The following is a 22,346-nucleotide window of genomic DNA, read 5'->3' on the forward strand; positions in this document are numbered from 1 at the left end:
GACAACCCTTCTCGAATAGGGCCAGCGCTGCGTAGGAGCGGTGCTCAAGGGGGGAAAAATGCGTGGGGCGGGGCGACAATTTTTTGGTCAAAAAATTCGCGACAGAAAAACGTCACTTATTTTCCGTGTCGAACTGCTCCAGCAAAAACCGCGTCTCCCCAGGGCTCGAATCGCGCAACTGACCACCTGAAACCAGACCGCGAATGCCTGAAAGGCCCGAATTCCGCGGCTGACAGGAAAACAAGATGTGCCGGTTTGCCGCACCTGCATAAGATTTTTTCGTCATATCCGTTGTGAAAAAAATTTCTTAGCTCCGTCAAAAGTTGTTCTTAGCTCTGATGTTACAAGCCTGAAACGGTTGAACAGGCAATTTCGCCAAAAAAATGGCGACCCAGAAGAAAGCAGCAAGAAGCATCGGACAAGGAGACACCCCTCATGCGAGCACTCACCCCACTCTGGAGCGCCATGTTGCTGGCCTTCGCCAGCACCCAGGTCCAGGCGATGAATCTCACGGATGCGATTCAGAGCACCCTCGACACCCACCCCGAACTGCGCGCCGCCTCCAACGCCCGGCTGGTCGCCGACGAGCAGGTGAAGGTGGCCAAGGGCGGCTACCTGCCGACCGTCGACCTGATCGCCGGCTACGGCCGGCAGATGACCGACAACCCCAGCACCCGCGCCCAGGGCAACCACAACACCGAGACCCTCAACTACAGCAACGCCGAGCTGCGCCTGCGGCAGATGCTGTTCGACGGCTTCAACACCCCCAACGAGGTGGGCCGCACCCAATCGGTGGTGAACTCCCGCGCCTACTACACCCTGGCCACCGCCGAGAGCCTGGCGCTGCGCACCATCGAGGTGTACCTGGAGGTGCTCAAGCGCCGTGAAATGGTGGCCCTGGCCCGCAACAACCTGCAGTCGCACCAGCGCGTCGGTGACCAGATCAACCTGCGCAGCCAGCGCGGCGTGGGCAGCACCGCCGACTCCGACCAGTCCGCCGCCCGCCTGGCCCTGGCCGAGAACAACCTCTACACCGAGGAAGTGAACCTGGCCGATGCCGAGGCCAACTTCTTCAGCGCCGTCGGCCGCCCGGCGGACGAACTGGAAGCCCCCTCCAGCGTCCGTGGCGAGATGCCCGCCGACCTGCTGGCGGCCCGCCAGACCATGATGGAGAACAACCCCTACCTGAAATCCGCCCAGGCCGACGTACAGGCCGCCGAGAGCCAGTACGAGTCGGCCAAGTCGCCGTTCTACCCGCGCTTCGACGGCGAGCTGGCCACCAACGCCGACAACGACGTGCAGGGTGACGAGGGCCACGTGAAGGGTTGGCGCGCCGCCGTGGTGATGAACTACAACCTGTTCAACGGCATGCGCGACAAGGCCCGCCTGCAGGCCGCCGCCCACTCCATCAACCAGTCGATGGACATCCGCAACAACGCCCTGCGCACCCTCAACGAGAACCTCGCCCTGGCCTGGAACGCCATGGAGAACGCCCGCCTGCAAACCCCCAAGGCGCGTGAATACGCCGACTACACCCAGCGCGTGCGCGAGGCGTACCAGCAGCAGTTCGGTCTCGGCCAGCGCACCCTGCTGGACCTGCTGGACAGCGACAACGAGCTGTTCACCGCCAACCGCCGCTACGTCGAAGTCCGCTACACCGAGGAGTTCGCCATGTACCGCGTGTTCGCGGCCATGGGCGGCCTGCTGCAGCGCCAGCGGGTGGTGGTACCGGCCGAAGCCGTGGCCGCCACCGAGGTGAAGAGCGAGGCCCACCTGCCGGACCTGAAGTAACCCGGATCGGGAGCAGTCGATGACCACCATGGAACTGGCGGGCCCTGCAGTCGACCCGCGGCAGAGCCACGATGACCCCTTGCTCGACGGCCTGCTGATCCTCTGCAGGCTGCACGAGAGCCCCGCCAGCCGGGGCAGCCTCACCGCCGGCCTGCCGCTGGCCGAACAGCGCCTGACCCCGGAGCTGCTGCCCCGTGCAGCCGCCCGGGCCGGGTTGCAGAGCCGCCTGCTGCGCCGCGAGCTGCACGCCATCTCGCCGCTCAACCTGCCGGTGCTGCTGCTGCTGCGCAACGGCCGCAGCGCGGTGCTGCACCAGTGGGGCAAGGATGGTCGCGCGCTGATCCTGCCCAGCGAGTCCGACGGTGGTCAGCAATGGATCGACCGCGAGGCCCTGGCCGCCGAGTACAGCGGCCAGGCGCTGTTCGCCCGCCCCCGCCACGAGCTGGAGGAGACCCGCAAGCCGCTGATGCCCCGGGTCAAGTCCTGGTTCCGCGACACCTTGCGGCTGTCGCGCTGGCTCTACACCGACGCGGTGCTGGCCAGCCTGCTGATCAACCTGCTGGGCATGCTGGTGCCGCTGTTCGTGATGCAGACCTACGACCGCGTGGTGCCCAACCAGGCCACCTCCACCCTCTGGGTGCTGACCATCGGCCTGCTCATCGGCACCGGCTTCGACCTGCTGCTGCGGGTGCTGCGGGCGCACCTGCTGGACACCGCCGGGAAGAAGACCGACGTGGTGCTCTCGGCCACCCTCTTCGAGCGCATCACCGGCATGTCGATGAAGGCCAAGCCGGCCACCATCGGCGGCTTCGCCCAGAGCATCCATGACTTCCAGGGCCTGCGGGAATTCCTCACCGCCGTCACCCTCACCAGCCTCATCGACCTGCCCTTCTCCGTCCTCATGCTGGTGGTGATCGGGCTGCTCGGCGGCTGGCTGGTGGTGATCCCGATCCTCGCCTTCCCCATCACCGCGATCTTCGCCTGGATCATCCAGGCCCGCCTGCGCGACACCGTGCAGCGCAGCCTGGCCCTGGGCGCGGAACGCCAGGCACTGCTGATCGAAACCCTCTCCGGCCTGGAAACCCTCAAGGCCTGCGGCGCCGAGAGCGAGCGCCAGCACCGCTGGGAGCGCACCCACGGCGCCCTCACCCGCCTGGACAGCCACGCCCGCTTCCTCTCCGCGCTGGTCACCAACGGCACCCTGTTCCTGCAGCAGTTCGCCGGGCTGGCGATGATCGTCGCCGGGGTCTACAGCATCATCGGCGGCAACCTCAGCGTCGGCGCCCTGGTGGCCAGCTACATGCTCAACGGCCGCGTGCTCGGGCCGCTCGGGCAGATCGCCGGGCTGATCACCCGCTACCAGCAGGCCCAGCTGACGATGAAGAGCACCGACTCGCTGATGGGCCTGCCCCAGGAGCGGGAGAACACCCAGCAGCCCCTGGAACGCACCCACATCCGCGGCGCCATCGACGTGCGCGGGGTGAGCTTCCGCTACCCCGAGCAGAACGCCCCGGCGCTGCACAACGTCAGCCTGCGCATGGCCGCCGGCGAGCGGGTCGGCATCATCGGCCGCAGCGGCTCGGGCAAGAGCACCCTGGCGCGGCTGCTGATGAACTTCTACAGCCCCGAGGAAGGCCAGGTGCTGCTGGACGGCATCGACCTGCGCCAGCTGGACGTGGCCGACCTGCGCCACCAGATCGGCTTCGTCACCCATGACATGCCGCTGATCTCCGGCAGCCTGCGCGACAACCTCACCCTCGGCGCCCGCTACGTGAACGACGCGCGGATGCTGGAGGTGGCCGAGCTGACCGGCGTCACCGAGCTGGCCCGGCAGCATCCCCAGGGCTTCGACCGCCCGGTGGGCGAGCGCGGCCAGCTGCTTTCCGGCGGCCAGCGCCAGGCCGTGCTGCTGGCCCGCGCGCTGCTGCTGGACCCGCCCATCCTGCTGCTGGACGAGCCCACCAGCGCCATGGACAACACCAGCGAAGACCTGCTGCGCAACCGCCTGCACGCCTGGGCCCAGGGCAAGACGGTGGTGCTCATCACCCACCGCGCCTCCATGCTCAGCCTGGTGGAACGCCTGGTGGTGCTGGACGCCGGGCACATCGTCGCCGACGGGCCGAAAGAGGCCGTCATCGATGCCTTGCGCAAGGGCCGTGTCGGCCCGGCGGCTGTCTAGGAGGGCTCCATGGCCAACGCTCAAACCCCCGCCCAGTACTTCGGCGGCCGCGCCCCGGCCCGGGCCGACACCGAGTTCATGCCCGAGGTGGACGGCGCCATCCTCGAAGACTCCCCCACCGGCACCCGCATCACCGTGTGGGTGGCCTGCAGCCTGCTGATCGTCGCCCTGGTGTGGGCCAAGCTCGCCGTGCTGGAGGAAGTCACCACCGGCGAAGGCAAGGCCATCCCCTCCAGCAAGGTGCAGGTGATCCAGAACCTGGAGGGCGGCATCGTCTCGGAGATCTTCGTCCGCGAGGGCCAGGTGGTGAACAAGGGCGATGTGCTGCTGCGCCTGGACGACACCCGCTTCCTCTCCAACAAGGGCGAGACCGAGGCCGACCGCCTGGCGCTGATGGCGCGGGTCGAACGCCTGGCCTCCGAAGCCGAGGGCCGCCCCTTCGAGGTGCCCGACGAGATCGCCAAGGGCGCGCCGCAGCTGGCCGAGGACGAACGCGCGCTGAACCGCACGCGCCTGCAGCGGCTGGAAAGCGAGCAGCACATCCTCAAGGAACAGCTGCGGCAGAAGGAGCAGGAACTGGCCGAATTCCGCTCCAAGTCCCAGCAGTACGCCTCCAGCCTGGCGCTGCTGCAGCAGGAGCTGAACATGTCCCAGCCGCTGGTGGGCACCGGCGCCATTTCCGAGGTGGAGATCCTCCGCCTGCGGCGCAGCGCGGTGGAGATGCGCGGCGAGCTGAACGGTACCAACCTGGCCATCCCCCGGGCCGAGGCAGCGGTGAAGGAGATCGAGCGGAAGATGGAGGAGAGCCAACTGTCGTTCCGCTCCGACGCCTTCAAGGAACTCAACGAAGCCCGCACCGAGCTGCAGAAGATCACCTCCACCGGCCGCGCCATCGACGACCGCGTCTCGCGCACCACCGTGCTCTCGCCGGTGCACGGCATCGTCAAGCAACTCAAGGTCAACACCATCGGCGGCGTGGTCCAGCCGGGCAGCGACATGGTGGAAGTGGTGCCGCTGGAGGACAACCTGCTGATCGAAGCGCGCATCCGCCCCCAGGACGTCGCCTTCCTCCACCCCGGGCAGAAGGCCATGGTGAAGTTCAGCGCGTACGACTACACCATCTACGGCGGGCTCAAGGCCAAGCTGGAACTGATCGGCGCCGACACCATCACCGACGACAAGGGCAACAGCTTCTACCTGATCCAGGTCCGCACCGACAAAAGCCACCTCGGCAGCGACGCCAAACCGCTGCTGATCATCCCCGGCATGGTCGCCACCGTGGACATCATCACCGGCGAGAAAAGCGTGCTCGACTACCTCCTCAAACCCGTCCTCAAGGCCCGCTCCGAAGCCATGCGCGAACGCTAGTGCAGGGTGGTGGATGATGCTCGCCGGCAATCGCGTGCCAGAACGCGATGGGCTTCGCACAGCTCAGCCCATCCTACGGGTGCCACCGGTTCTACCGGTTTGGTTCGTAGGATGCGCTGAGGCACGAAGCGCATCACGCCGCTACGCCACCATCGCTGAGGACTTCACCCGCTCCAGCACGCCCAACAGCTCATCGACCTGCTCGGTGCTGAACAAGCCATCCAGCCCTGCCGGGGTCAGGTCGGTGAAGGGCGACTCGTACAGGCGGTAGGGCTCCATCACCCCGAACTCGGTGAGGTGCTGCACCACCAGGTCGACGAACTCGATCTGGTTGGCACTGAGCGTCTTGCCGACGAGGAAGGCCGCCAGCGCCTCGGTCGCGGCCTCACGGTCCAGGCCCACAAGGGAGCGCACGAACAGGCCCAGGCCGTGAGCGTGCTCCTTGGCCAGGTTGATCTCGCCTGCCGCCGCACCGCTGTCAACCAGCATCTGCTCCAGGGCCTGCAGATCGAGGGCGGTCAGTGGCTGGTTGCGCCTCAGTTTCTGCAGAGAAAGGTGATCCTGGTGCTGGCGCAGGAAGGCCCGCACCTTCTCACGGAAGCGTTCGAAGCTGGCCGGGTTGATCATGGTCGGCATCGCCACTTCCTCGACCTGGCCCAGCTCATCGGCAAAGTTCGTGTACACCGTGCGGCCACGTTCCGGCTCCAGCAGCCTGATCAGCCCGCGCAGCTTGCGCCGGGCCTGCTCCAGCATGGAAACGGTCACGTCCTCCCACCATTCCTGTCCCGCCACGGCCTCGATCAGCAACGCATGGGCGCCGATGGCCGGCACCTGCGCACATTTCTCCAGCAGCGCCTGGGCCAGCTCCTGCACCGCCTCGGAGTAACGGGCGAAACCCGGCTCGGCGTTGAGGATGCAGAGCTGCAAACGCAGGATCAGCAAGTCGAAACGCTTGGCCTCCTCGTCCTCCTCCGCCAGGGTGCAAGGCAACCCGGAGAGGTGCTCCGCCACCTCCTGCAACTGCGCGGGCCCCAGATCGTTCCAGATGCCTGCCTGGGCGTAGGTTTCCACCCAGCGCCGCTTGGGCCGTACCAGAAAGTTATCCAGCGTCATCGCCGCAACGCGCTCGTGCAGCATCAGGGCGATGTCCTCGCGCAGCTCATCATCGCTGTAGCTCGTTTCATAGGCGCCCGCAGGCTCGCGGACGCCCGCCTGCGCGCGGCGCCGATCCAGCGCGGCCAGCATCGCCAGCCGGGCCTTGAACAGACGCTGGCTCAGGGGCTCGGTCAGCGAGCCCTCGGCCGGCTCCGGGTTCTCGTTGAAGAATTCGAAGTTCTGGCAGAAATCGAAGATGAAGAAATCTTCCTTGTCCTGCCCCGGCCCGAACAGGTCCGTGCACAGCCGCGTGCCGCGCCCCACCATCTGCCAGAACTTGGCCTTGGAACGCACCACCTTGAAGAACACCAGGTTGACCACTTCCGGCACGTCGATGCCGGTGTCCAGCATGTCCACGGAAATGGCGATGTGTGGTGCCTTGTCCTTGATCGAGAAGTCATCGATCAGCGTCTGCGCATAGGGCGCCTTGTAGGTCACCATCCGCGCGAAGTGACCGGCCTTGTCCGGGTAGTTGGCGTCGAAACGCTCGGCGATGAACTTCGCATGCTTGTCGTTCTTGGCGAAGACGATGGTCTTGCCGATGCGCTCGCCTCCGGCCACCTTGTGGCCGCGGGTCATCAGGGTTTCCAGCATCTTGTCCACGGTGTCGGTGTTGAACAGCCAGCGGTTCACCGCCTCGGCGCCTACCTCATTGGGCGCCGCGTCCTCATCACCCCAGTCCAACTCATCCCACTGGTCCTTCTCGTCTTCGCTGAGGTCGTCATAGCGAATGCCCTCGCGCTGGAACTTCAGCGGCACGGAAACGGCTCGCGGGCGCACCAGGTAACCCTCGGCGATGGCGTCTTCCAGGGTGTAGGCATCGGTGGGGACACCGCTTTCCAGGTTGAACAGGCTGTAGGTGTTGCGGTCGATCTCGTCCTTGGGGGTCGCCGTCAGCCCCACCAGCAGAGCGTCGAAGTAGGAAAAGATCGCCCGGTACTTCTGGTACACCGAGCGGTGTGCCTCGTCGATCACGATCAGGTCGAAGTGACCCACGCCGAAGCGCCGCTGGCCCGCCTGCTTCTCGTCGATCAGCCCCATCATCGTCGGGTAGGTGGACACGTACACCCGCCCCTCGCCGCCCCTCTCCGTCACCAGATTCACCGGCGATGCCGAGGGCAGGAAGGTCTTGAATGCATTGGCGGCCTGGTTCACCAGCGCCACCCGGTCGGCAAGGAAGAGAATCCGCTTGGCCCAGTTGCAACGCATCAGCAGGTCGCACAGCGCGATCACCGTGCGGGTCTTGCCGGCACCGGTGGCCATCACCACCAGGGCCTTGCGCTGGCGGTCGCGCTCGAAGGTCTCGCCGATGCGGCGGATGGCACGCACCTGGTAATGACGCTCGACGATGGCCGGGTCGATGCTCGCCTCGCCCAATGGGCGGCGGCTGGCATGGCGCTGCTGCATCAGCTCCAGCTCTGCCTTTTTGTGGAAGCCCTGCACCAGCCGCGCGGGATAGAGGCGGTCATCCCACAGCCAGTGCTCGTAGCCGTTGGTGAAGTAGATCAGCGGGCGACGGCCGTAACGCGCCTCCAGGCAGTTGGCGTAGAGCTCCGCCTGGCGTTGGCCGTCGTGGGGGTCTTTCTGGGTGCGCTTGGCCTCGATCAGCGCCAGCGGCAGGCCATCGTCGCCCCACAGCACGTAGTCCACCGAGCCCTGGCCACTGGCGTTGGGCATGCCCTCTACCGGGAACTCCCGGTCGCGCTCGGCCTCCAGCGTCCAGCCGGCCTCGTGCAGCAACTGGTCGATGAACAGGTCGCGGGTCTGCGCCTCGTTGTAATCATGGGTGTCCGCCACCTGGGTGTTGGCGGCCTTGGCGGCCTCCACCTCGGCACGCAGGCGGCGCACCTCCTCATCCAGCGCCGCATTCTGCTCGCGGGCCCTGGCCAGCTCGGCGTCACGCTGGGCGGCGTCCTGCTCCAGCGTCTTCAGTTGCGCCAGGCTGCGGGCCACGGCCTGGGCCGGGGGTGGCGGCAGCAGGTTGGGGTCGAAGCGCAGCGCCGCATCCGGCTTGCCGCTGGCATGGCGGGCGTAGGTGCGGCCCAGCCAGTAGGTGACATGGAACAGCTCGCTCAGCACTGCCTGGGCATCCTGCTGGCGCACCTGCCGCGTGCTGTGCACCGCATCGTTGCCGCGCTTGCGGATGATCTCCATCTTCGCGTGGAGCATCGGCCCCACCAGGGCCTTGAAGCTGGGCTCGAAGAGGAAGGCCGACAGGTCACTCTTGTACGGCGGGCGCAGGCTGCGGTCGGCCTGGAACAACCAGGCCACCATCAGCTCCAGGGTGCGCCGCGCGTAGAAGCACGCCGAACGCGGGTCGGCCAGTACCCCCGCCTCGGCTTTCAGCGCCTCGGCGTGCAGGGCCGGCCATTCGGCCTTGAGGAAATCGAAGTTGCTCATGCGTCCGTCCCACTGCCCAGTTGCCGCTCCAGGGACTGGCGCACCAGCCCGAGGATGTACGGCAGGTCATTCAACGACTCCAGCCCCACGGATACATCGCCATTGCCCCAGCGCCCCAACCCGGTCACATCGCGGCACAGCCCGCGCGGGTCGTTGATGTCGGCGAAGGGCATGTTCAGCGACAGGCGCAGGCGCCCGGCCTGGGGCACCACGTCGACGAAATTGGTCTCGGCCTTGAAGGCCACGTACAGCTTCAGAAATTGCTCGCTGACACAGGGATCGAGCGCCTTGACCGCCTTGCGGAAGGCCTCGAACAGCGACGCACCCGGCTCCACCTGAAGGTAGGGATGGTCCTTGAGCCCGTAGCCCGTCTCCTCCGACGGCTCCTGGTAGGCCGCCAGCACCTGCGACTCCAGGTGCGGCGCTGTCCATACCTGCAAGGCCCGCTCGGCCAGTTGCGCCGCGCGTGCCTGGATGGCTGCCTCGTTCCATTGCTCCACGTTGCCCAAGCCGGCGTTCAGGCGCAGCGGGCTCTCGCGGAAGCCGCCCGGCATGTCGCGCTTGGTCTGGAACGGGTGGTCGCTGTACTCGGCGTTGTAGCCGGTCAGGGTCAGGTTGCCGAGGGTGTGCAGCCAGTAGCCGTGCACCTCCTCCCAGTTGGCCCCCAGGGCCTCGCGCCACTCGGCTGAGAGCGCCGGGTTCTGCGGCATGATGTGCTCGATGGTGTACTCGTCCACCACCACCCGCTCCTTGCGCTGGAAGTTCTCGAAGCGCCGCAACCAGTAGCTGCGCACCCGGATGTTGTACAGGTCGCGCTCCGGCAGCGCCCGGCGGAATTCCTCGTCCGAGGGGAAGCGGCGGTACGACGGCAAGCCCAGGAAGTGCGCCTGGATGCTCTCCAGGTAGCGGTCCTTCTTCAGTGCCCGGCCAAAGGTGGCGAAGGTCTTGTTCATCGAGTTGGTGGGGATGGCGCAGACCGTGCGGCGGAACACGTAGGACTCCACCAGGCGCACCGCCGCCAGCAGGTCCGCATGGCTCAGTTGGCCCGTGGCGTAGTCGTGGTACAGCTCCAGCAGGAAGGGATAGGCCACCTCCACCTTCAGCTCCCGCAGGTCATGGAAGGCCTGGGCCAGCTCCGGGTCGGGCTCGGCATTCAGCGCCATGGCGCAGAAGTAGCGCGCGTAGTCACGCACCTCGCGCACCTGCGCCTCCACCCCGAGCTGGGCGACCTTCGGCTTGCGGCTGTGGCTGCGGAAGGCCTCGTAGACCTCGTCCTGGCGCGGAATCTCGCCGGTCTTGAGTGTCAGGTAGTGGCGCATGAAGGCATCGAAATAGAGCCCGTAGGCCTCCTGCCCGAAGGCCACTTCCATCGGCCGCCAGTAGTCTTCGTACAGGCGGCTCTGCAGCTCGGTTTCCAGCCCCATGAGGATGAAGTTGCGGATCAGGTCGGCCTGGCTCAGCTTGCGGCCGGTGGAGTTCATGCTTTCGAAGATCAGCTGCGGGTTGTCCTGCGAGCGATTCAGCGCGATGTCCACCAGCACCAGCTTGGCCAGGCCCCGGCACAGGGCGGCCAGGTCCTCATGCTGCTCGGCGATGCAGCGCTCGAAGAAGCGGTAGTTCTCGTACACCCGCAGGGAATGCTCCGCAGGCTGCTCCTTGCCGGCCACCAGGGCGATCAGCGAGGCCTTGTCGGTTTGCGACAGCACCAGCTTGTAACGCCGCTCGCCCCGCTCCAGCGGGTTCTCCAGGTAATAGGCCCGCAGCTTTTCGGGGGAGAAGCCGTCCAGCGGCTCCTGCTCCGCCTCGTCCAGGCCCGCCAGGTGGTGGGCCAGGGCCGTGAGCAGCAGGGTCACCGTGGTCAGGCGCTGCTGGCCGTCGATCACCAGGTAGGGCTCCACGCTGGTCAGGCTCGACAGGCCCTTCTCCACGTACACCACCGAGCCCACGAAATGCGCACTCACCTCCTCGTCACGCCCGGCCCGCAGGATGTCATTCCACAGTTGCTCGCATTCCTTCTCCGTCCAGGAGTAGGTGCGCTGGTAGATGGGGATGACGAACTGCGGGGCTTGCTTGAGGAGATCGAGAAAACGCGCTTCCGATGCCTTCATTTCAACGTCCTTGATGACTCGCCAACCCGTTCAACGGGGTGGCCGAGGGAGAGAGGGAACGAACCGCGCAAGCATACAAAGTGCCAGCACGGCTCGCATCACCAATGAGTCAAAGCCTGCTGCGAGAACACCCCGCGACCTCAATCGACCAGCGCGGGATGGTGTTCGCGTAGCCAGCCCAGGGTGTGCTCTAACAAGCTGTGGGCCTCTTCCAGGCAGGTGGCCAGCATCGCCTCGGAGACCGGCTCACCGTCGTAGTCACTGAGATTGCGTTTGCGCCGCAAGGTATCGAGCACCACCAAGCGCTCGGGCTCGATGCCCATGCTCTTGGGCAGCGCCTGCAGAGCGGTCTGGTGATGGCCCGGCTGGCTGGTGGAAGTGCGGTAACCGTTGGCCAGCAACCCCACCATGGCGCATTGCAGCAGGCACTTGTAGGCGGCATCGAAACGGTTGTCGGCACTCAGGGCCTGCAACTGGGCATCGGCCAGATTGCGGCTGGCGGCGGCGACCAGCCGAGCAATGGCAGCCTTGTCAGGGGTTACTTGCTGCAGACGCTGCAAGGCCAGCAAATTCTCCAAAGTCATCTTCTACTCCCTGTATGAACAGCCGCGGCCGACTCACCAGCTCGCGGATGAAGGGCTCACCTTCGGCCAGCTTGCGCTGGAACTCCTGCACCCCGTACAGCACCGGGTTCACCTCACGACCCAGCTGCTCCTGGCAAGGGTTCAACGCCCGCACCAGGTCGACGAAGCCCGCCGAGCCTATCACCATCACATCCACATCACTGTGGGCCTGCTCCTCGCCTCGGGCCACGGAGCCGAACACGAAGGCGTACTCGATGGAGGCAGACAGAGGCGCCAAGGCTGCCCGCAGTACATCGACAACACCCGACGTCTTGCGGAACAGCCCGGCCAATTCCTCGAACACCGGGCACTGCCGATTGGCCTGGTAAAGCACCTGGTTGCCTTGCTGCGAACGCAGCAAAAGGCCTGCCTCTGCCAAACGTGCCAGCTCCCGGTGCAGGGAGCCGGGGTGGGTATCGGTGATGCGCGCCAGCTCGCGCACATGCAGGGCCTGCTCGGGGTGCAGCAGCAGCCAGCTCAGCACGCGCTGGCGTTGCAGGCCGAAAAGCGTATCCAGAAGGTTCATGTTGTAGCCTTTTTAGCTTCATTCGTAGCCGATTTGGCTACATTAAACATCAATGAGCCGTTCAACAAGACGACGGATACAGCGGTCAGATACCCGCAACATGGGCATGCCAGCTCCACTAGCCCGGTTGTAGGGTGGATAGCGCTCTTTCCATCCACCAAGGGCGTCCAACACGGCTGTGCGGGTGCAACGCCGGGGCACTGGTAGCCCGGACTTCAGTGCGGGGACACGAACAGCTCCCGGGCTGAAGCCCGGGCTACGCGGCGTCATACCCGGCTCACCAACGCCGTGGCGGTTGCCGTGGCCACCACCTTGCCGGCCTGCTCCAGCTCGGCGGAGAGGAAGCACACCTGGCCGCCGCGCCGCTCCACACGCCCCCGGCCGAGCAGCGTGCCGACCCGGGCGGGCCGGTGGAAGCTGACGTTGAGGTTCAGCGTGGGGGCGAACTCCCCCTCCCCCAGGGTCGAGGCCAGGGCCGGGCCCATGGTGTCGTCCAGCATGGCGGCGAGAAACCCGCCCTGTACGTTGCCCACCGGGTTGGTGAAGGCCTCCACGGCCTCGAACGACACCTCGATGGTGCCGGCCTCGCCATCCACCGCAAGAATCCGGATGCCCAGAGTCGCGGCGGCCTTGGGGGCCGGTAGCTGGCCGTTCTGCACCTGCCAGAAAAACGCCTTCTCGTTCATTGCCTACTCCTTGTGGCTGCCGGGGCAGCGTCGTCGAACGGGCCATGGCCCGGGATGAAAAGGGGAATGGCCCCACCTGGGGGTGCGCGCCAGGCCATCGGTAGCCCGGCCTTCACTCCGGGGACCCGGTTGTAGGTTGGATGGCGCTCTTTCCCTCCACCAATGGCGCTCGGCGCCACTTCGGTGGTGGATCGATGGAGCGCGATCCACCCTCCGGCGCTCGCCGGCCATCATGTGCCAGGACGCGATGGGCGCCACCGGTTCGTAGGATGCGCTGAGGCCACGAAGCGCATCACGCCGAGGCTTCGGACGCTTGTACGGTGTAATCCGCAGCGCATCGAGGGTGCAGCGCCGAGGCGCCGGTAGCCCGGACTTCAGTCCGGGGCCATGAACAGCTCCTGGGCTGAAGCCCAGGCTACGGGGTAGAAGTTCCGTGCATTTGCCAATTGCCCCCGGCATCGCGCCAACGGTGGATCGATGAAGCGCGATCCACCCTACGGGGGTACAGCGTCGGGGCACTGGTAGCCCGGACTTCAGTCCGGGAACCCGGTTGTGGGGTGGATGGCGCTCTTTCCATCCACCAACGGCGTTCGGCACGGCTGCGCGGGTGCAGCGCCGGGGCGTCGGTAGCCCGGACTTCAGTCCGGGGCCATGAACAGCTCCCGGGCTGAAGCCCGGGCTACGGGGTGGGGCCGTGCGGTGGGGTGGGCGGTCAGAGGCCGGGGAAGATGGCGTCGGCATCGATGCGGCCGCTGAGGTAGGGGGTGAAGCCGATGAAGAGGATGCACAGCGCCAGCAGGTCGCGCATGCCCAGTTCGCCCAGCACGCTGCCGGGTTTGCCGCCGTGGCGGACGCCGGGGTAGTCGCAGGTGAAGCCGTAGAGCAGCTTCAGCGCGTCGCGCACCTTGCGGTGGGGCCAGTGGGCCACCTCGTCGCAGATGCTCGACAGGGCGTATTCCTTTACGTAGGGCATGTCGCGGCCGAGAGCTTCCAGCAGGTTCATCTGCTTCTGCAGGCAGGTTTTGATGCGGCCCTGGCTGGGGCGGTCGTGGAGGTCGCGGAAGGCTTCGTCGAAGTCCCGCAGCAGGGTGTGCAGGGCGTCGTGGCTGGCGCAGCTGTGGCGCAGTTGCTGCAGCAGTTGGGCGAAGGCGCCCGGCAGCGTGGGGTAGAGCCGGCAAGGGCGGCGCAGTTCGTAGTGCAGGTTGTAGGTGTGGATCAGGGCATCCAGGCGGTTGAAATAGAGGTTGGCCAGGGCCTCCCCGCCCAGCTCCGCCAGCACCTCCGGCAGGCCCTGGAGAAAGCCCAGCAGCGCCGCCTCGCCCTGCAGGTGCTCGGCCCGTACCCGCTGGAAGGCCCGGCGCGCGGCCGGCGGGTCGTCGATGATGGCCACCAGGGCCGGCAGCTCCGGCGGTGCCTTCAACGCCGGGGCCAGGGCGCGGTACAGCTCGCAGTGCAGGTCCCCCGGCGCCTGGCGCGCCAGCGGCCCCCACAGCTCGCGCCCGGTCCGGGACCAGATCGCCAGCAGGGAGCCGCGCATGGGTCAGAGCTCCCCGCGGAAGGCGCGGTGTTGGAGGGAGGAGAAGAGAGCGTCGAGTTCAAGCGCAGACTTTTCGAGTACCACTTTCGACTCCTCCAAAGATTTTAAGCGCCTAACAAACTTCTCTTGCAGCTCAATCGGCGGCACCGGTATTTCTGCTTTTTTAAGCGAGCCAGCATTTAAATGCTTCTGAATTTGCCCGCGCTCCTCACCGAGAACCAGCCTCTTACCGGCATTTGAATTCATAAAAAATGAAAGATATTCACCAGACAAAAGATCAGACTTCGGGGAGGCAATCAAAATATCAATCGCATTAACGCCATCTAATTCACGAGAAACAACTGCCGCAGTTCCAGGACGCCCAGAACGGACAACCACAACATCTCCCGCCCAAACCCGAGTTTTAGATAACGCCTCATTATCCGCCGCAGAAAAATAAACAAGTTCACTCAAGTCAAATTTATTTGATTTTATATTCAGCGAGCGCAAAGCCGGTACGCCGCTAGGCTGATAGTAAGATGCCGGCTGAACAACTATACCTACCGTAACCCTGCTGCAAAGTTCATCGCAACTTGCTACCCCCCATCTCATCGGGTTAGTAACTGGATCACCAAACATCTCAATAAAAATCGCCTGAGCCAGCGCATCGAGCTGCTCAAGGGCTTTGCGGCGCTTGGCGCGCAGAGCGTCGGCTTTGTCCAGGATGGCGGCGATGCGTTTCTGCGCCACCAGGGATGGCAGATAAACCAATAGGTCCTTAATCACGCCTTGACTAATATTGGGCTGCGCACCACCAACCCCTTTAGCCGTAATACGAGAAACCTGTGCAAGCAGCGCGTGAAACACATATCTGGTGTCTGCCAATTCCGGAGCGGGAATAATATGGCAAACAGCTTGGTTGGTGGTGGCTGGAACACCAAGAATTCCGAGTCGACCAACAGTAGCACCATACATAGCCAGAAGGATTGCCCCTGGTTGAACCAGTTTTATGTTGGTCTCCTTTAACGCATCATCAGTTATGTTCTCTTCAGTCTTGTGAATGACAGTCTCACGAAGCTCGCCAGACTTCACCCAAGGTGTTTTCCCCCCTTCGTAATAGCGAGCCATTTCGCTTCGCGAGGGAGTAATGCCACTTCCGGTCTGGCAGAAATCTCCAATACGGACTAGATCACCAGGCATCATCCCAACATCCCCCGCAACTCCCCCATCCCCACTCGAATCTCTTCTTCCAGCTTCTCCAGCTCGTCGAGAATCTCCTGCGGGCAGCGGTGGTCCACGGCTTCGTGCTCCACCTCCTTGTAGCGGTTGAAGGTGAGGTCGTAGCCGTTGGCGGCGATCTCCTCACGGGGGACGCAGAAGCTCTGGGCGGTGCGGGGGCGCTCGCGTTCGCGGGTGGTGCGCTGGCGCCAGCGGGCGAGGACGTCGGGCAGGTTGTTCTTGCCGTGTTCGTCCTCGCTCAGGGGCGTGTGCGGGCGGACGCTGAGCTTGTCTTCATCCAGCAGCGGGGTGCGCTTGTCGTCCAGGCTCATGCCGTCGGCCTGCACCTCGTAGAACCACACCTGGTCGGTACCGCCGGAGTTGGTCTTGGTGAAGAAGAGGATGGAGGTGGCCACGCCGGCATAGGGCTTGAACACGCCGCTGGGCAGCTTCACCACGCCGTCGAGCTTGTGCTCGTCGACGATGAGGCGGCGCAGCTCCTTGTGGGCGGTGGTGGAGCCGAACATGACGCCGTCAGGGACGATGACGGCGGCGCGGCCGCCGGGCTTGAGCAGGCGCAGGAACAGGGCGAGGAAGAGCAGTTCGGTCTTCTTGGTCTTGACGATGCGTTGCAGGTCCTTGGCGGTGGCTTCGTAGTCGAGGCTGCCGGCAAAGGGCGGGTTGGCGAGGATGAGGCTGTAGCGGTCGGCCTCCCCGGCGGCGCTTTCGGCGAGGGAGTCGCGGTAGCGGATGTCGGGGTTCTCCACGCCGTGCAGGAGCATGTTCATGCTGCCGATGCGCAGCATGGTGGTGTCGAAGTCGAAGCCGTGGAACAGGTTGTGGTGGAAGTGCTGGCGCAGGGCGTCGTCCATCAGCGCCTTGGGGTGCTCGCGGCGCAGGTATTCGCCGGCGGAGACGAGGAAGCCGCAGGTGCCGGAGGCGGGGTCGCAGATGAGGTCGGTGGGCTGCGGTTCGGTCATTTCCACCATCAGGTCGATGATGTGGCGCGGGGTGCGGAACTGGCCGTTCTGCCCGGCGCTGGCGATCTTGCCGAGCATGTATTCGTAGAGGTCGCCCTTGGTGTCGCGGGCTTCCATGGGGATGTCGTCGAGCATGTCCACCACCTTGGCCAGCAGGGCGGGCGTGGGGATGGTGAAGCGGGCGTCGCGCATGTGGTGGCTGTAGGTGGAGTCATCACTGCCGAGGGTCTTGAGGAAGGGGAAGACGTGCTCGCTGACGATCTCGAACATCTCCCGCGGCTCTTTGCCCTTGAACACGGACCAGCGGTAGTCGTTGTACTGGCAGCCACGCGGGTCGAGGCCTTCGGGGAAGATGCGGTGCTCCATGGGGCGCTTGAGGCGGTTGGCCTTGTTCTCTTCGAGGGTGTGCAGCTCGTCGAGGCGGCGCAGGAACAGCAGGTAGGTGAGCTGTTCCATCACTTCCATGGGGTTGGAGATGCCACCGGACCAGAAGGCGTTCCAGATGGCGTCGACTTTGCTCTTGAGTTCCCCGGTGATCATGGTCGTCCTGCTTGCTTGGGCGGTTGGGCTTGGGTGCCAAAGCGGCGGACGGTAATGGCCGCAAACGCGCTTGGCAACCGGAAGTTGGCGGGGGAAGCGGCTGAAGGCCAGGCGGTACAACCGCCGTGGCGCGGAGCGACGATTCCACCGGTTCCAGCCCGCGCGCAACGGCCAGCGCGCCCCGCCCAGCGGCGCTCCCGGCAAACGCATACCAGGCCGCGATGGGCCCACCGGTTCGTAGGATGCGCTGAGGCACGAAGCGCATCACGACAGGGCTTCAGACGTTTGCACGGTCTCATTCACAACGTATCGAGGGTGAGCACCGCATTGGGTGGATGGCGCTTTTTCCATCCCCCCACGGCGTTCGGCACGGCAACGAATGGTGGATCGGTGAAGCGCGATCCACCCACGGTGCTCGCTGGTAATTGCGTGCCAGAACGCGATGGGCTTCGCACAGCTCAGCCCATCCTACGGGTGCCACCGGTTCTACCGGTTCGGTTCGTAGGATGCGCTGAGGCACGAAGCGCATCATGCCGGGGTCAGGCACTTGCACGGCGTCATCCACAACGCATCGAGGGTGTGCATCGCATAGGGCGGATGGCGCTTTTTCCATCCACCCATGGCCTTCGGCACGGCCACGAATGGTGGATCGGTGAAGCGCGATCCACCCATGGTGCTCGCCGGTAATCGTGTGCCAGGGCGCGATGGGCTTCGCACAGCTCAGCCCATCCTACGGGAGTCACCGGCTCTACCGGTTCGCTTCGTAGGATGCGCTGAGGCACGAAGCGCATCACGCCGGGGCTTCAGGCGCTTGCACGGTCTCACCCACAACGCATCGAGGCTGGCCACCGCGTAGGGCGGATGGCGCTCTTTCCATCCACCCATGGTGTTCGGCATGGCCACGAATGGTGGATCGGTGAAGCGTGATCCACCCACGGCGCTCGGCGGCAATCGCGTGCCAGGAGGCGGTTCGGGAGCTAGCCGCCCAGCAGGTGGCTCATGGCGGCCTTGAGCTTCATGGGGCGGACGGGTTTGTGCATGAGGGTGTGGCCGAGTTCGCGCAGGTGCTGGCGCAGTTCGTGGCTGTAGTTGGCGGTGATCATCAGCGCCGGGAGGGCGTGGTCGCGGTGGGCGTTGATGTGGGCGACGGCGTCGACGCCGTTGTGGTCGTTGTCCAGGTGGTAGTCGGCGATCAGCAGGTCGGCGTCGGCCTGGTAGTCGTCCACCTGGCGGGCCAGGTCCTGTTCGGAGAGGGCGGTGACCACGCGGCAGCCCCAGCCTTCCAGCAGGGTGCGCATGCCGGCGCAGATGGCGGCGTCGTTGTCCAGCACCCAGACCCGCGCGCCCTGCAGGCGCTCCAGGGGCGCCACTGGCAGTTCCACCTCGGGCCGGGCACGGGGGGCGCGGCGGGCCAGGGGCACTTCCAGGGCGAAGCAGGAGCCACGCCCCGGCTGGGAGCTGACGCGGATGCGGTGGCCGAGCATGCCGGCGATCTTCTCGACGATGGCCAGGCCCAGGCCGAGCCCGCGGTCCTGCTGCGGGCGCTGGGAGTCGCCGCGCTTGAACTCCTGGAAGATCTCCTTGAGCTTGTCCGCCGGGATGCCGATGCCGCTGTCCCAGACCTCGATGGACAGGCTGCGACGCCGCCGCCGGCAGCCCAGTAGCACGCGGCCGCTGGGGGTGTAGCGGATGGCGTTGCTGAGCAGGTTGCGCAGGATGCGGGCGAGCAGTTGCACGTCGCTGCGCACCAGCGCCGAGCAGGGCACGTAGTGCAGCGCCAGCCCTTCGCTGGCGGCCTGCTGGCGGAACTCGGTGGCGAGGTTGTCCAGCAGTTCGCCGAGGGCGAAGGGTGCCACTTCGGGGCGGATTACCCCGGCGTCCAGCTTGGAGATGTCCACCAGGGTGCCGAGCAGGTTCTCCACGTCATCCAGCGAGTTGCTGATGTTGCGCACCAGGGTGTCGCCCCGAGCGGGCTCGCGCAGCTCCTGCAGGGCGCTGGTGAACAGCCGGGCGGCGTTCAGCGGTTGCAGCAGGTCGTGGCTGACGGCGGCGAGGAACTTGGTCTTGGACAGGTTGGCCTGCTCGGCTTCGCGCTTGGCCTCGCGCAGGCGCTGTTCGGCCTGGCGCCGCTCGCCCACTTCGCGCAGCAGCTGTTCGTTGAGCTGGGTGAGTTCGGCGGTGCGTTCGCGCACCCGCTGCTCGAGGTTCTGGTAGGCCAGGTGCAGGGCTTCGGCGGTGCGGCGGCGTTCGGTGATGTCGCGAATCAGCACGAAGATGCCCACCACTTCGCCGCCCGGCAGGCGGTTGGGCACGTAGGAGCGCAGCATGTAGCGCTCCTGCCCGGCGAGGTTGACCTCGGCCACTTCGAAGGTGACGTTCTCGCCGGAGAGGGCACGCTCGACGTAGGGCTCCAGGCGCTCCCAGTGGGTTTCGCTGTGGACGTCGCGCAGGCGCTGGCCGAGCAGCCCGCCCCGGGGCCAGCGGTACCACTCTTCGTAGACCTTGTTGGTGAATTCGTAGACCAGGTCGGCATTGAGGTAGGCGATCAGCGCGGGCACCTGGTCGGTGATCAGGCGGATCCAGCGCTCGCTCTCGGCCAGGGTCTCGGCGTGGCGGTAGCGCTCGGTGATGTCGGTGAAGGTGTTGACGAAGCCGCCGGTGGGCAACGGGTGGGTGCGCACCTCCAGCATCCGACCATCGAACAGGCGCTGCTCCATCTGCCGCTGGGGGCGCCCCTCGGCGTCGCGGCTGGCGGGGGTGAGCAGCGCCAGCTCGCTGTCGGCCATGACCTCGGCGAAGGGCCGGTGGGCCTGGATCGGTGCCAGGCCGCAGAGTTCGAGGAAGCGGTGGTTCCACAGCTCCAGGGTGCCTTCGGCGCTGACCATGGCCATGCCCTGGGACAGGTTGTCCACGGCGCGCTGCAGCAGGCGCGACTTCTGCGCCAGGGCCTGCTCGCGGCGCATGGTTTCGCTGACCTTCAGCTCGGTGATGTCGGTGTAGAGGATCACCAGCCCGCCTTCGCGGGTGGGCCGTTCGCTGACCTGCACCCAGCGCCCGTCGTGCAGGCGGTAGAGGCTGTGCTCGTTGTCGCTGCTGCGCTGCTCTTCGACGATCAGCCCGGTGCTCTGGGCCAGGCGTCGGATCTCGTCGAGGCGGGTGCCGCTGATGATGCGGGCGCGGCTGCGGGCCCAGAAGGATTTGAAGCGGCTGTTGAACAGGACGATGCGCTGCTGGGCGTCGAACAGGACGAAGGCGTCGGAGATGCTCTCGATGGCGTCCACCAGGTGCTGGTGGGCGGTCTCGGCACGCAGCCGGGCATCGCTGAGCAGGCGGTTGCTGGCCTTGAGTTCGGACATGGCCTGGTTCAGGGCGTCGGTGCGTTCGCGCACCTGTTCGGCCAGCACCACGGAGTGCTCGAAGGCGGCGTAGGCCCCTTCGCGACGGGCTCCGCCGGATTCCACCCGTTCGATCAGGGCGGCGTTGATGCGCCGCAGCTTGGCGTTCTCCCGCTCCAGCTCGGCGAGCCGGGCGCCCTGTTCAGCGTCCGCCATGGCGGCTGCGGCGGCCGATGGCGACGCCGGTGAAGGTCTGGTTGACGTGCATGCCGTTGTACTGCTCGCCGTAGGTGTTGAAGCCGATCACCCGCTGGCGCCGCAGGTAGTCGCCGATCTCGGCGTCGCGGCCGTTGCATTCGGCCTCCAGGCGCCGCAGGAAGCAGTCGCAGCCGATGGTCAGCAGCGGCGGGCCGAGGCGCGCCTCCAGGCGCTGGAACAGGGCCTGGAGGTTGGGCAGCAGCGGGCCGGGGCGCATGCCGGTGAGGACGATGCCGGTCTCGACGGCGCAGTAGAAGCTGAGGCTGAGGTCGTCATGGACCTGCTGGATGGAGCGCACGTAGTACTGGTCGTTGACCCGCACGGCGAGGGGGTGGGCGGCGAACAGCGGGTGGTCGAGGGCGGAGACGGGTACGCCGACCCACTGGGCGTAGGCCAGGGCGGCGGGCTCGGCGTCCAGTTCGTAGACGCGGCGGCTGTGGCTGTCGGCCTGGGTGACCACCAGTTTCTGGCCGTTGGGCTCGATGTGGTGGGTGCTGAAGACTTCGAAGTCCAGCGCGGTGTTGACCAGCAGCACCACGGCGGCGCCGGTGTGGAACTGGCCGCCGTGGTAGACGTGGGTGTGGGTAAGGTGGTTGTCGTCGCCGGCCGATCCGCCGAAGTGGGGGATGCTGCCGAAGGCGGCGCTGAGGGCAGCGAGCACCACTTCCTCGCGGCTGGAGAGGCCGTCGAGCAGGGTCAGGGCGAAGCTGTGGTCCTTGATCGGGGCGAGGTCGTGGCCCCGGCAATCCCCCACCAGGCGCTCCACCAGTTGCTGGGCGTCGATCAGGCTGAAGCGCTCCATCTCGTCCACCAGGGCGCTGGCGATGGAGAAGCTGCGGTAGTCGAAGCCCACGGCGCTGACGCAGCCCCGGCCGTAGCCCTGGGGGGTGATTTCGCCGGCGCTGGTGCAGCCCACCAGTTCGATGCCGCCGAAGTACTGGGCCAGGGCGTCGCCCAGGGCCTGGAGGTCGTACTCGGCGGAGCAGAAGAACAGCACGAAGCCCAGGTGCGGGTGCACCAGCTGGCGTGCCAGGTCCTGGGCGACGACCTCCGCGTCGTCGGCGGCGGACATGGCGGTGACCACGCCTTCGGCCTGTAGCTCTTGCATGACGCGCCTCGCGTGTCGAACAGCAGTTGGCGCGATTCTACGGAGCCCCCGAGGCCGGCCCCATCCTTCTTGGGTAGCGGGCGGGCTCGTTCGAAGGGAGGAGACGCCGGGGCGCATGGGGTTGTGGGGTGGATGGCGTGCTTTCCATCCGCCCAGGCGCCCGGCCTGACGCCGCAGGTGGATCGCCGGGAGTCGCCTGCCGGGACGCGATGGGCTTCGCACAGCTCAGCCCATCCTACGGGTGCCACCGGTTCGTAGGATGTGCTGAGGCCACGAAGCGCATCACGCCGAGGCTCGGGGCGGATCGCGTTCCGTCCATCCGCCCAGGCGCTCGGCCTGACTCCGCAGGTGCTTCGCCGGGAGTCGCCTGCCGGGACGCGATGGGCTTCGCACAGCTCAGCCCATCCTACGGGTGCCACCGGTTCGTAGGATGTGCTGAGGCCACGAAGCGCATCACGCCGAGGCTCGGGGCGGATCGCGTTCCGTCCATCCGCCCAGGCGCTCGGCCTGACTCCGCAGGTGCTTCGCCGGGAGTCGCCTGCCGGGACGCGATGG

The 22,346-nt window shown here is 66.2% G+C and carries 13 protein-coding genes; 3 read left to right on the forward strand and 10 right to left on the reverse strand.

Annotated elements, in window-relative coordinates; translation table 11 throughout:
• Positions 1–435: 435 nt before the first annotated feature.
• The 3 genes from BM198_RS26105 to BM198_RS26115 are packed head-to-tail and all read left to right on the forward strand — an operon-like array spanning position 436 to position 5,338.
• Positions 436–1,791: a TolC family outer membrane protein gene (locus tag BM198_RS26105; protein ID WP_074973561.1), complete on the forward strand. Its 1,356-nt coding sequence runs from the start codon at positions 436–438 to the stop codon at positions 1,789–1,791.
• 19 nt (positions 1,792–1,810) lie between these two features.
• The gene (locus tag BM198_RS26110; protein WP_044412592.1) at positions 1,811–3,970 is read left to right on the forward strand and encodes a type I secretion system permease/ATPase; all 2,160 of its coding nucleotides are present in this window, start codon (positions 1,811–1,813) and stop codon (positions 3,968–3,970) included.
• A 9-nt stretch (positions 3,971–3,979) separates the two neighbouring features.
• Positions 3,980–5,338, forward strand: coding sequence for an HlyD family type I secretion periplasmic adaptor subunit (locus BM198_RS26115; protein ID WP_074973563.1), 1,359 nt, complete (start codon positions 3,980–3,982; stop codon positions 5,336–5,338).
• A 141-nt stretch (positions 5,339–5,479) separates the two neighbouring features.
• Here the strand turns inward: BM198_RS26115 and BM198_RS26120 are convergent, their stop codons facing one another.
• The 10 genes from BM198_RS26120 to nosP all read right to left on the reverse strand — a co-directional run bounded on the left by BM198_RS26120 (position 5,480) and on the right by nosP (position 21,791).
• Positions 5,480–8,893, reverse strand: a complete 3,414-nt coding sequence (locus BM198_RS26120) for a DEAD/DEAH box helicase family protein (protein ID WP_074973565.1) — start codon at positions 8,891–8,893, stop codon at positions 5,480–5,482.
• Positions 8,890–11,001 (reverse strand): GmrSD restriction endonuclease domain-containing protein, encoded by a 2,112-nt coding sequence (locus tag BM198_RS26125; RefSeq protein WP_074973567.1) that lies wholly within the window; start codon positions 10,999–11,001, stop codon positions 8,890–8,892. Before BM198_RS26125 ends, BM198_RS26120 begins: the two co-directional genes overlap by 4 nt.
• Before the next feature lie 140 nt (positions 11,002–11,141).
• The gene (locus BM198_RS26130; RefSeq protein ID WP_074973569.1) at positions 11,142–11,585 is read right to left on the reverse strand and encodes a DNA-binding protein; all 444 of its coding nucleotides are present in this window, start codon (positions 11,583–11,585) and stop codon (positions 11,142–11,144) included.
• Positions 11,533–12,150 (reverse strand): nucleotidyltransferase domain-containing protein, encoded by a 618-nt coding sequence (locus tag BM198_RS26135; protein ID WP_044412606.1) that lies wholly within the window; start codon positions 12,148–12,150, stop codon positions 11,533–11,535. Before BM198_RS26135 ends, BM198_RS26130 begins: the two co-directional genes overlap by 53 nt.
• A gap of 266 nt (positions 12,151–12,416) precedes the next feature.
• The gene (locus tag BM198_RS26140; protein WP_044412609.1) at positions 12,417–12,836 is read right to left on the reverse strand and encodes a PaaI family thioesterase; all 420 of its coding nucleotides are present in this window, start codon (positions 12,834–12,836) and stop codon (positions 12,417–12,419) included.
• Positions 12,837–13,548: 712 nt separating this feature from the next.
• Complete coding sequence (locus tag BM198_RS26145; RefSeq protein ID WP_074973571.1) at positions 13,549–14,373, reverse strand: hypothetical protein; 825 nt, start codon at positions 14,371–14,373, stop codon at positions 13,549–13,551.
• Positions 14,374–14,376: 3 nt separating this feature from the next.
• On the reverse strand, positions 14,377–15,555 hold the full coding sequence (locus BM198_RS26150; protein ID WP_074973573.1) for a restriction endonuclease subunit S: 1,179 nt from the start codon (positions 15,553–15,555) through the stop codon (positions 14,377–14,379).
• A complete protein-coding gene (locus BM198_RS26155) occupies positions 15,552–17,090 on the reverse strand; it encodes a type I restriction-modification system subunit M (RefSeq protein WP_074973575.1) in 1,539 nt (512 codons plus the stop codon). Before BM198_RS26155 ends, BM198_RS26150 begins: the two co-directional genes overlap by 4 nt.
• Before the next feature lie 977 nt (positions 17,091–18,067).
• Positions 18,068–20,641, reverse strand: coding sequence for a hybrid sensor histidine kinase/response regulator NahK/ErcS' (nahK, locus tag BM198_RS26160; protein ID WP_044411635.1), 2,574 nt, complete (start codon positions 20,639–20,641; stop codon positions 18,068–18,070).
• Entirely contained in the window at positions 20,628–21,791 is a 1,164-nt protein-coding gene (nosP, locus tag BM198_RS26165) for a nitric oxide-sensing protein NosP (protein WP_074973577.1), read from the reverse strand. The genes nahK and nosP overlap by 14 nt, the downstream gene beginning before the upstream one ends.
• Positions 21,792–22,346 lie beyond the last annotated feature (555 nt).

This window comes from Metapseudomonas otitidis, assembly GCF_900111835.1.
GTDB lineage: Bacteria > Pseudomonadota > Gammaproteobacteria > Pseudomonadales > Pseudomonadaceae > Metapseudomonas > Metapseudomonas otitidis.